This is a genomic window from Paraburkholderia sp. RL17-381-BIF-C (assembly GCF_046026435.1).
Taxonomy (GTDB): Bacteria; Pseudomonadota; Gammaproteobacteria; order Burkholderiales; family Burkholderiaceae; genus Paraburkholderia.
Map to the genome: position 1 here is coordinate 1 of NZ_JARESX010000204.1, position 743 is coordinate 743.

Annotated in this window: 1 protein-coding gene; it reads right to left on the minus strand. The window is 60.6% G+C overall.

The annotated features are described in order from the left end of the window. Positions 1–743: hopanoid biosynthesis associated radical SAM protein HpnJ (locus P0D70_RS36690; protein ID WP_494478133.1), on the minus strand; the 743-nt coding region annotated here is incomplete at both ends.

Sequence of the window (743 nt, forward strand, 5' to 3'; positions counted from 1 at the left end):
TCGGTGAACGTGTCGTCGTCGAACATGATCTCCTTCACTTCGGGCATGTTGTCGCGAATCCACTTCACTTCGGCCAGCACGTTCTCGACCGAGCGCGTGCGGTAGCGGTGGCCGCCCACGGTTTGCGGCCACAAGCAGAACGTGCACTTCGAGCGGCAGCCGCGGCCCGTGTAAATCGACACGTACGGATGCTTCAGATAGCCGATGAAGTAGTTGTCGATCTTCAGATCGCGCTTGTAGATGGGCGCCACGAACGGCAGCTCGTCCATGTTTTCGAGGATCGGGCGCGCTTCGTTGTGCTCGATCGAACCGTCGGCGGCGCGATAGCTCAAACCCTTGATCTGCGAGAACGGTTTGCCTTCGGCCACTTCCTGACAGGTGAAGTCGAATTCTTCGCGGCAGAGGAAATCGATCGCCTCGGTGGCAACCAGCGAATTGTGAGGATCGACGGCGACCTTCGCGCCCACCATGCCGATCAAAACCGATGGCTTGCGCTTCTTCAGGTCTTCGGCGAACAGGGCGTCGGTGGGAAAGGACGGCGTGCTGGTGTGGATCACCACCAGATCGTATTGCTGCGCAATGTCGAGCGTTTGATCCACCGACAGACCGTCTGCCGGTGCATCGAGCACGCGGCTGTCGGGCACGAGTGCCGCAGGCTGCGCAAGCCACGTCGGATACCAGAACGAGCGGACTTCGCGTTTGGCCTGATAGCGCGAACCCGCGCCACCATCGAAGCCGTCGTA